The organism is Propionivibrio sp. (genome assembly GCF_029255185.1).
Taxonomy (GTDB): domain Bacteria; phylum Pseudomonadota; class Gammaproteobacteria; order Burkholderiales; family Rhodocyclaceae; genus Propionivibrio.
The window spans coordinates 62673-73155 of the sequence record NZ_JAPUVO010000120.1 but is presented as its reverse complement, the minus strand read 5'-3'; the positions used below and the strand labels follow the sequence as shown (position 1 = coordinate 73155).

Sequence of the window (10483 nt, the reverse complement as noted above, 5' to 3'; positions counted from 1 at the left end):
TTATTGGCGCTATGGCCGGCTTCGTCTAGCGCACTCGTGCTGTTGGTCTGGACAATGACGTAGTAGTCGCCGGCAAGGTCGATCGGCAAGGTGATCGTCGCCGCGCCAGTGTAGCTTTGCCCGACCGCCAGCAGGCCGGCGTGGGTGACTGAACCGGCCAGGATGATGTCGTCCGCACCGCCCAGGGTCGCGTCAGACGACAGCACGACGCGGTCGTTCCACAGCGCCAGATTGGTCGGGGTGTTGCCGTTGTTCTGCACATCCCAGGTGATGCGGATGTTCTCCCCGCTTTGCGCTGTTAGCGGGGCGTGCACCTCAAGGAGGTTCAGGTCGGCGTAGGGGATGATCAGATCGATCGGCGCCGCAGCGCTGGTGTTGTTGGCGCGGGTGTCCGGTTCCAGGACGCTGGCCGCACTGTCGGTCTTGACCCACAGGTAGTAACGGCCTTCCGGCTTGAATGGCAGGGTCACGGTCCGTGTGGTGCTGTACGCGTTACCGACCGTCAGCAGCTCGGTGTGGGGAACGGTATCCAGGACGATGTCGTCGCTATTGCCAATCACCGCGTCACTGCTAAAGATGATCTGATCGTTCCAGGCGCTGGCCGTGTCGGCCTCCCCGCTGTTGGTGACGGTAAAGCTCACTAGGATCGATCCGCCAGCAAAACCAGAGGTGGGCAGCGTGACGCCGCTCACCACCAGGTCGGCATAGGGTTTGGCGGTGGAACTGGTTTGGATGGTGCTGCGGTTATTGCTCTTTGCATCGCCCGTGGCGTTGGTTTCAAAGAGTACGCCCACGCCGGCGCTGTTCTGGTCAGCGGTCACCTGGATCTCGATGTCGCCGACGCCGCGCAGCCCCTCCGGCAGGCTGAAGTTAAAGCGGCGACTGCGAAAGTCGCCCGCACCGATCAGGCCGGCGCCGGGCTGCTCCGGATCGTAGGCCTGGCTCACGTTGCGCAGGGTTTCGCCGGTCGTCCGGTTGATGACGACAATGCGCTCGTTAAAGCCGGCCGGTACCGGTACGGCACCATCGTTCCAATCCTCCCAGAGCGCCGTGACCAACCCGCCGGCGGTCAGGTCGCTCTGCTCGACGTGCAGATTGCGGACCACCAGGTCCGGACCCGAGGCGACGCTGACGCTGCCCGTGTTGTTCGCTTCCGCCGTATGGCCGGCATTGTTCTCGACAATCTCTGCGGCATAGTCGGTGGTGACGACAAACTCGATCTGTCCGGCGCCGAGGGCGCCTGCGGGCCAGTCAAAGGTGTAGCTACGGTCGTCGGTGAAGGCGCCGTCCGCCGCCAAGTCGCCGGAAACAGCGGGGTCGTAGCGCAGGTCGGCGCTAAGCAGATTCTGGCCGCTGGTCAGGTTGCGGATCTGCAGGTGGTCACTCCAGGGCGTTTGCACCGGCGCGTTGCCGCTGTTGCCAACCCGCCAGTGCACGGTGACGGACTGGCCCGCCACCCAGGCGCCGGCCGGTTCGATGGCGAGATTGCTCACCTGCAGGTCGGCATACGGCGCCAGTTGCGATACAACGACGATGCTGGCGCTGTTGTTGAGCTCACCCATACCGCCGGCAGCGTGCTCGGTGACGTCATTCTCAACGTCGGCCATGACTTCAAAGGACAGGTTGCCGACGCTCAGCTCGCCGTCCGGCAGGGTCAGCGTGATCGTGCGGGGGCGTCCGGCGCCGGGCGCCAGGGGCAGCGCGCCAATGTCGGTGTAATTGACGAGATAATTGCCGATGATGGCGCCACCAAGCGTGGTGTTGCGTACGATGATGCGGTCCTGCCAGAGTCCGGCGGTTGGTTCATCGCCGGCGTTAAAGGTTTCCCAGCTCAGGACGACGGATCCACCCGAGTGCAGCGGGCCGCCTTGCGGTGTTGCCGTCAGGCTGTGCACGACAAGATCGGGCCCCGGTTCGCTGCCCAGCCCAGTGAGGATGATCTTGGCGCTGATCGGCACTGGGTTGACGTTGAAGCTGTAGTCGACCGAGGAGACGCCGCTGGTACCTGAAATGACCAAGGTATAGGTGCCGGTCACCGCGATGTTCAGCAGACCGAGGTCGCCAAAGAGCATGGGGGTCGGGCCGAGCAGCCGCCGACCCCAGGGGTCGATCAAGGACCAATCGGCATAGGCATAGGGGGTGCCCCCCTGGTAGTCGACGTAGTACTGCTCACCGGCGGTGGCGGTAAACTGGTAGAGATCGGTTTTATAGGCATGGTTTAGCTGACTGCTCACCGGCGTGCCGGTGGTCAGGGGCGTCGCCGAACTAAAATCGAGCAGACGAAAACTGTAGGAACCGACAGAGTCGGCGCCGCCTCTGAGGATTAGCGTGTAGTCGCCAGCTGGGAGGTCGTAGCCCGCCGAGTCATCCCCGGTGAACGAATCGCTCGCGACGTTGCCGCGCGGCCCGATCAACTGCCAGAAGAAGTTGCCATAGCTTAGCTTGTCCATATAGACGTGCTTCGCCTCGTTCAGCGTAAATGTGTAGAGGTCACGCTGCCCGACGTGGTCGATGGCGCCATCGACCGTGACGCCCAGCGGGTTCGCCAGGTTGATCGTTTGGTCGGTGATCTTCTGTATCTTGAAGCTGTAGCTGCTCGCGGTGCTGGCTGAGACGGCGCCCTCGATGAGCAGGGTGTAGGTTCCGCTCAACGCGAGCGTGAACGGGATGGTGTCTGAGCTCATGGCGCTCGGGCCGAAGACCTGCACTCCCCAGGGATCGAGCAGGCGCCAGTAGGTGTTGCTGGCGCTGAGGTAGTCGAAGTAGTAGCGCTCGCCAGCGCTGACGGTAAACTGGTAGAGGTCGGTTTCGTTGCCGGGGTTCAGCGTGGCATTGACCACCGCGCCGGAGGTCAGGGGCGTTGCCAGACTCAAATCGCGCAGGCGGAAACTGTAGGCGGGAACACTGTCGGTCGTGCCGTCGATGATCAGGGTGTAGGCGCCGGCCGTGAGGTCGAGCAGCGGCGAACTGGACAGGTTCCCGGCGTCGCTCCCGGAGAACGATCGGCTGCTGACCAGCCCGCGCGGTCCGCTTAAGGTCCAGGTCAGGTTGCTATTGTTGGTCAGCGCGTCAAAATAGACCGCCTTGGCCGTCTCCAGCGTGAAGGTGTAGAAATCACGCTGACCAGGATGGTCAATGGCGCCGTTGATGGTGCTGTCCAGCGTCAGCCCGAGGGGGTCGTCGATCACCTTTTGCAGCATGAACTGGTAGTTTGCAACGCTCGTCAGGTTGGAACGTCCCTCGATCAGCAAGGTGTAGGTGCCACTAAGGTCTACGGAGAACGGCCCCACATCCGTATCGAATGCAGTGCGATCGATCACCACCTGCCCATTCGGGTCGAGCAGGCGCCAGTCGACAAACGAGCTCGATACGCTCAGGTTGCGGTAATCGAAGTAGTAGCGCTCGCCAGCGACGGCGTTAAATTGGTAGAGATCCGTCTCGCGGCTCGGATTGAGCTGCTGGCCGATGACCGGTGTGTTAAGGGTCAGGGTCGGCGCCTGCGCGGTATCCAGGACGCGGAAGTTGTAGCCCCCGGTCGCCGTGCCGTCAACGGTCAGCAGATAGGTCCCGGCCACCAGATTGTAGATCGGCGCGCCAAGACCAAAATCGTAGGCGTCGGAGTTGTTAAAGCCGCGATTGCTGACCACCGTTCCGCGCGGCCCGGCGAGCGACCAGCGCTTGCTGCTGCTGTCGGACAGGGTGTCAAAGTACAGCCGCGTATCGGTCGCAAGCGTCAGGGTGTAGTAATCCTTCTGACCGACGCTTAACAAGCTGCCGGCTTGCTGGACGCCGAGGTTAAGCAATGTGCCGGCAGGCGTTCCCGGCAGCGCGACGTTGCCCACCAGGTCGACCTTGAAGCTGTAGCTTACCGCCGCGCTCACAGATAGACTGCCCTCGATGAGCACGGTGTAGGTTCCGGTATACGCGAAGGTCAGCGGGCCGATGTCGCCATTGCCCATATTAACCGGGCCGAACACCGTCCCGCCCCAGGGGTCGAGCAAGCGCCAGTGAGGATTTCCGCTGCTGCTAATGAAGTCGAAGGCGTACTGCTGACCAGCGGTGACCGCAAACTTGTACAGGTCGGTTTCGTTGCCCGGGTTGAGCGTACTGCTCACCGTCGCACCCGGGGTGAGCGTCGTCGCCGCAGCAAAATCCCGCAGGCAGAAACTGTAGTTGCCGACGGGGTTGTTATTGCCGAGGTCACGGAGGTCAATCATCAAGGTGTAGGTGCCGGCGACCAGGTCGAGCAGCGGCGAGCGGCCGAAGTCATCAAAGTCGGACGCAGTGAACGTCCGCGCGTCCACGACCTTGCCGCGCGGTCCGGCGAGCGTCCAGGCAAAGAAAGGGTCATCGGTCAGCGCGTCAAAATAGACGGACTTCGCCGTGTCCAGCGTGAAGGTGTAGAAATCGCGCTGCCCGGCATGGCCAATCGTGCCGTTGACGGGGATGTCGAGCGGCGTCGGCAAGGCGATGTTGTCATCCGTCACCTGCTGTACGTTGAAGCTGTAGGTGGCGATGCTGGTGTTCGAGATTTTGCCCTCGATGAGCAGGGTGTAGGTTCCGGGCAAGGCGAAGGTGCGTAAACCCATGTCAGCACTGCTAAGCATTGAGGTCGGGCCGAAGACCTGCCCACCCCAGGGATCGAGCAGACGCCAGTAGACATCGCTGGTGCTGGCGCTCAGGAAGTCGAAGTAGTACTGCGAATTGGCGCTGGTGACGACAAACTTGTAAAGGTCGGTTTCCTTGCCTGGGTTGAGCACATCGCTAACCGGCGTGCCCGGGTCAAGGAGCGTCGCTGCGCTAAAATCGAGCAGGCGGAAACTGTAGGCGCCGACCGTGGCGGCATTGCCGGCGACGGTCAGGGTGTAGACGCCAGCAGCCAGGTCGAGCAGCGGCGAGGTGGACAGGCCCGAGCCGTCGCTCGCGGTAAAGCCCCGGGTCACGACCGCGCCGTGCGGCCCGCTGAGCGTCCAGGAGAGGTTGGTGGCGTTGGTCAGTGAGTCAAAATAGACCTGTTTCGCATCATTTAACGTAAACGTGTAGCTGGCGCGCTGCCCGGCGTAGTCAATGCTGCCGTTGACCGGGGTGCCGAGCGGCTCGGTTACGGCAATCGTCTTGTCCGTGACCTTCAGTACGTTGAAGTTGTAGGTGGCGGCGCCCGTGTTGGCGACACTGCCCTCGATGAGCAGGGTGTAGGTCCCGGATAGGGCGAGGGTCAGCAGGCCGATATCGCCCGAACTCATTGACGTCGGGCCGGCCACCTGCGCCCCCCAGGGATCGAGCAGGCGCCAGTACACGCTGCCGGTAGAGCCTAAGTACTGGACGTAGTAGCGATCGCCGGCGGTGGCCGTAAACTGGTAAGGGTCGGTTTCCTTGCCGGGGTTGAGCTCATCATTGACCGGCGTGCCCGAGTTAAGAGGCGTCGCTGCGCTTAAATCGAGCAGGCGGAAGGTATAGGGGACGGCGGTGTCGCCCGCGCCGTCGATGATCAGCGTGTAGGTGCCGGCCGCGAGGTCAAGCAGTGGCGAAATGCCAAAGCCGCCGGCGTCGCTCGCGGTGAACGAGCGGTTACTGACGAGTTCGCCGCGCGGTCCGCTTAAGGTCCAGGTGAGGTTGCTGTTATTGGTCTGCGCATCAAAATAAACTGGCTTGGCCGTATCCAGCGTGAAACTGTAAAGGTCGCGCTGCCCGACGTGGTCGATGGCGCCCGTGGTCAGGGTGTTTAGCGCGAGGCTCGGGGTGTCATCGCTGACCTTCTGCAGGTTGAAACTGTAGCTGCCGTTGCCCGTCATCGAGATATCGCCCTCGATGAGCAGCGTGTAGGTGCCGCTCTGTTCGAGGGTGAACGGGCCTTGATCGCCGAAAAAAGTGCGGTCGATCACGACGCGGCCCGCAGCGTTAATCAGGCGATAGTAGATGCTAACGCCGCTCGCGGTCTGTCGGTCGAAGAAGTAGCGATCGCCAGCGTTGGCCGTAAACTGGTAGAGGTCGGTGCGATTGGCCGGTGCGGATCCCGGGCTGACCACCACGCCCGGGACGATCACCGTCGCCTGGCTGGCATCGAGCAGACGGAAACCATAGCTTGCCCCCGTCGCCGTGTCGTTCATGCCTTCGATCATCAGCGTGTAGTCGCCCGCCGCCAGGTCGAGCAGCGGCGAGCCCGGACCAAAGGCGTAGCCATCCGATGCCGTGAAGCTGCGCGCCGCAACGACCCTGCCACTGGGCCCACTGAGCGTCCAGGTCAGGGCGCCGATGTTGGTCAGCGCGTCAAAATAGACGCGCTTCGCCGCGTCCAGCGTGAAGGTATAGAAATCGCGCTGGCCGGCGTAGGCAATAACGCCGTTGACCAGGGCACCCAGCGGCAAGACCGCGCTGTCGTCCGTCACCTTCTGAACGGCGAAGCTGTAGTTGCGTACCGTGGAGCCTGAAACGGATCCCTCGATGAGCAGGGTGTAGGTTCCGGTCAGCGCCAGCGTCAGCACGCCGCGGTCGCCCGAGCTCATTAAACTCGGGCCGAAGACTTGCCCCCCCCAGGGGTCGAGCAGGCGCCAGGCGGGGCTGCCGGTGGCGCTCAGGTAATCGAAGTAGTAGCGCTCGCCAGCGCTGGCCGTGAATTGGTAAAGGTCGGTTTCATTACCCGGGGTAAGGGTGCTCGCTACCGTCGTGCCGAGCGGTAGCGGCGTCGCTGCGCTTAAATCCCGCAGGCGGAAATCGTAGCTGCCCAAGGCGTCGGCCGTGCCGTCGATGATCAGGGTGTAGGCGCCGGCCATTAGGTCGAGCAGTGGTGTGCCGGTAAAGTTCATGGCGTCGCTCTGATTGAACGCCCGGTTGCTCACCACCGCGCCGCGCGGCCCCGTCAGCGTCCAGGTGAGGCTGCTGGTGTTGGTCAGCGCATCAAAATAGACTTGCTTCGCCGCGTCCAGCGTGAAGGTGTAACGGTTGCGCTGGCCGACCTGGGTAATGCTGCCGCTGACCAGGGCGTCCAGCGGCAGGACCGCCTGCCCGTCCGTCACCTTCTGCAGCTTGAATTGGTAGTTGGCGTCGCCGGAGAGGGTCGAGTGCCCTTCGATCAGCAGGGTGTAAGTGCCGTCATAGTCGAGGGTGAAGGGGCCTGCATCGGCATTGAATGTTGTTTTATCGATCGCCACGTGCCCATACGGGTCCAGCAGACGCCAGCAGACGCCACTGCCCGGTACGCTCAGGCTTTGGTAATCGAAGTAGTAGCGCTCGCCAGCGATGGCGGCAAATTGGTACAGATCGGTCTCGTTGCCCGGACTGAGCGTGTTGCTAACTGCCGTGTTAAGCGGTAGCACCGGCGCCAGCGCAGTGTCCAGTACGCGGAAGCTGTAGGCGCCGGTCCCCGCGCCGTCGTCAATGGTCAGGCGATAGGACCCGGCGACCAGGTCGTAGACCGGTGCGCCAAGGCCCAAGCCAACGCCATCGGAGCTCTCGAAAGCCCGTTTGTCGACCAAGGTGCCGTTCGGGCCGTAAAGCGTCCAGCGCATGCCGCCAACGGCGCTTAGCGCATCAAAATACACCCGCGTCGCGGCATCCAGATTCAGGACGTAAGTTTGCGGCTCATCGGCGGTGGTCACCATGCCGCTGACTGTCTCGCCAAGGGTCAGCGGCGTGCCGGCCCACGGCTCGACGACGCCCGTGCCATTCCAGGTGCGTTCGAGATTGAAGGTGTAATCGATGGGCGTCGATGCGCCAGCATCGCCTTTGAGCAGCAGGGTGTAGACACCGTTATAACTTAAGCCAAAACTGCCAAGGCTCGTAAAATCCCCCCAGCTAAATACCGAGCCAAACGGATTGATCACGGTCCACGACGCGCTGCCTCCCGAGATGGCTTTCTCATTGAATGCGTAACCATCGCCCGCCGTTACCGTAAATTTGTACATCACGCTATCGTTCGCCGCGCTCAGCTCGCCGGAGACGGCCGTCCCCGGCGTCAGCGCCAGGGCTGCGCCAAGGTCAAACAGGCGGAGGCTATAGTTGGCCACTGTGTCGCCCGCGCCAGCGACGGTCAGGGTGTACGACCCGGCCACCAAATCAAGGTATTTCGGGACGCCGGTAGCGCTCGTACCGGGATAGGGGATCGAAACAATGTTTTGACCGCTGAGGGCAAACGAGGTCCCTGAAGCCGGCGTCAACGGCGATAAATAGCTCGCGCTGAAGCCATCGGTAATCCCCCCGGCGCTGGGCGAGGACACGCTGATCAAATCCAGTTCGGCTGCGTCGCTGTTTTTGTGAAAGGTGATTTCGTAAACGAGGGGCGTTGCGTCAAACGAACTGCCGTAGTTGAACCCTTCCACGCGAATCTTGTAGGTGTCGGCGCTGGCGAGCGTGTACAGCGTGCTTAGCCGCAGATCGCTTGGACAAATGTGGATGCCGGGCAGCGCCGGGTTCTGCGGCCCCAACCCGCTATACGTCGAAGCTCCCGAACCAAAGGTGATATAGCCGTTCGGTCCGACAAAAACCGATGAGTAACTCTGGCCCAAGAACTGGATGGCAAACGGCAACGACAGTTCAAAAGGATTGTCGTCCTGGTCGCCGCTGTAGACCAAGTCCATACCGTCAGGGCCGATGGTGCGCAATGTCGGTGCCGTAGACGTGCGCGTGGCGCCCGTTCTGAGCACCTCGCCCTGAGGGCCGGTCAGCGACAAGGTGAGTTCGGCGTCGGACGCGAAGGTGTCAAGGTACACCCGCTTGGCCGCGTCCAGCGTGACGGTGTAGCGGTCACGTTGCCCGGCCTGGTCGATGCGACCGGCTACCGTCTGGCCCCAGACCAGGGGCGCACTGTCGTCGATGACCCGTTGCGCCTTAAAGCGGTAGCTCGCCGCCACGGTCGAGTTGATACGCCCTTCGATCAGCAGGGTGTAGACGCCAGTGTAGGCCAGGGTGGTCAGCCCCAGGTCGGTGTCCAGGGCGGTGCGGTCGCACACAATCTGCCCGTACGGGTCGAGCAGGCGCCAATAGACCTCGCCGCCGGACAGGTCCAGCGCGTCAAAATAGTAGCGATCCAGCGCGCTCGCCGTGAATTTGTAGAGCGCCGTCGCATTGCCCGAAGCAAGCTCACCACTGACTTCTGTGCCCGGCTCGATGGCCGTGGCTTGGGTGAGGTCAGAAAGACGGAAACGGTAGTCCCCCTGCGCGTTGCCGGTACCTGCTACCGTCAGGGTGTAGTCGCCGGCAACCAGGTTGGCGATCGGCGCGCCAACGCCAAAGTCGTACGAATCCGAGCGGTCAAACGGGCGGCCGCTGACAACCACGCCGCGCGGTCCGCTTAAGGTCCAGGTCAGATCATTGCGGTTGGTCAGCGCGTCAAAGTAGAGCAGTTTCGATTCGCCCAGGCTAAAGTGGTAGCTGTTCACTTGCGTCGGTTGGTCCAGGCTGCCACTGACCAGGGTTCCCAGGCTCAGGTCGTCAGAATGGTTGGTGATGGGCTGCACGTTAACGCTGTAATTCATGACGCCGATCGAGCCTGCACTCCCTTCAACCAGCAGGGTATAGCTTCCCGCAAGCTCCAGCGTCCGGACATCGTTCGCTCCGTACGCCTGCGACGGGCCGAACACCGCTTTGCCGAACGGGTCGTACAGCCGGTAGTAGGCTTGGCCGCCGTCACTGTTCAGTTGGAAATTGACGCGCTCACCGGCGCTGGCGCTAAACCGATAGACATCGGTTTCATTGGCCGGGGTCAACTGGCTGTTAAGCACCGTCCCCGGGGTGAGTTCGTCGCTCTTCTGGACGTCGATCAGACGCAGACTGTAGGCCCCCGTGACATCTGCGTTCGCATCGAGGGTCAGCGTGTAGTCGCCAGCTGCTAAATCAAGCAGCGGGTTGCCCAGCGCACCCGAGGCATCGGTTTGCGACAAGGGTCGATTGCTAACGACGGCCCCCTGCGGCCCTTGCAGGGTCCAGTTGATGCTGCTGGTGTTGGTCAGGCTGTCAAAAACAACGCGCGTGTTTTGTGGCAAGGTGAAGCCGTATTGATCAACTTCGCCCGGTACATCAATCGAGCCCATGACCGCAACCGCCGGGTCGCCGGACAGTAAGACGCGCGGTTCCAGCGCTTCGAAGCGGATCGCCGGCGTTTGCGCGGCGCGCGGCGTCGGTCGAGCTGCCGTCTTGGCCGCTCGCGCCTGCCACTGCGCGGGACCAAAGGTCCGCAACAGAGCCGACATCAGCGGCGATAGGGTCAGGTTGCGAAGACGGTCTGGACGGTCGTTCTTGTCGATGGCGTTGCGCATGTAAATGCTCCCTTGAGGTTACCGATCACCGGCATGATGCAGGATGGCACGATTACCCACTCAAGTTCCGTGCCAGGATAAAATTCCTTGAAAACAGTGAGCGCTGCTCGCGCGACTAAATAAAAGTGGACGCTAATTGTCACTACCTGACGGAATTCGTCACTTCGCGGCATCGCGCTTGCCGTGGGGGTGCCAGGGGGCCACGCCCAGCGGCGTTGTAAAAACTAACAAAC

Annotated in this window: 1 protein-coding gene; it reads right to left on the bottom strand. The window is 62.3% G+C overall.

Annotated features, from left to right (window positions below; genetic code table 11):
- On the bottom strand, positions 1-10250 hold a 10250-nt coding region (locus Q1J43_RS11565), incomplete at its 3' end, for a CARDB domain-containing protein (RefSeq protein ID WP_301102649.1).
- Positions 10251-10483: the final 233 nt, after the last annotated feature.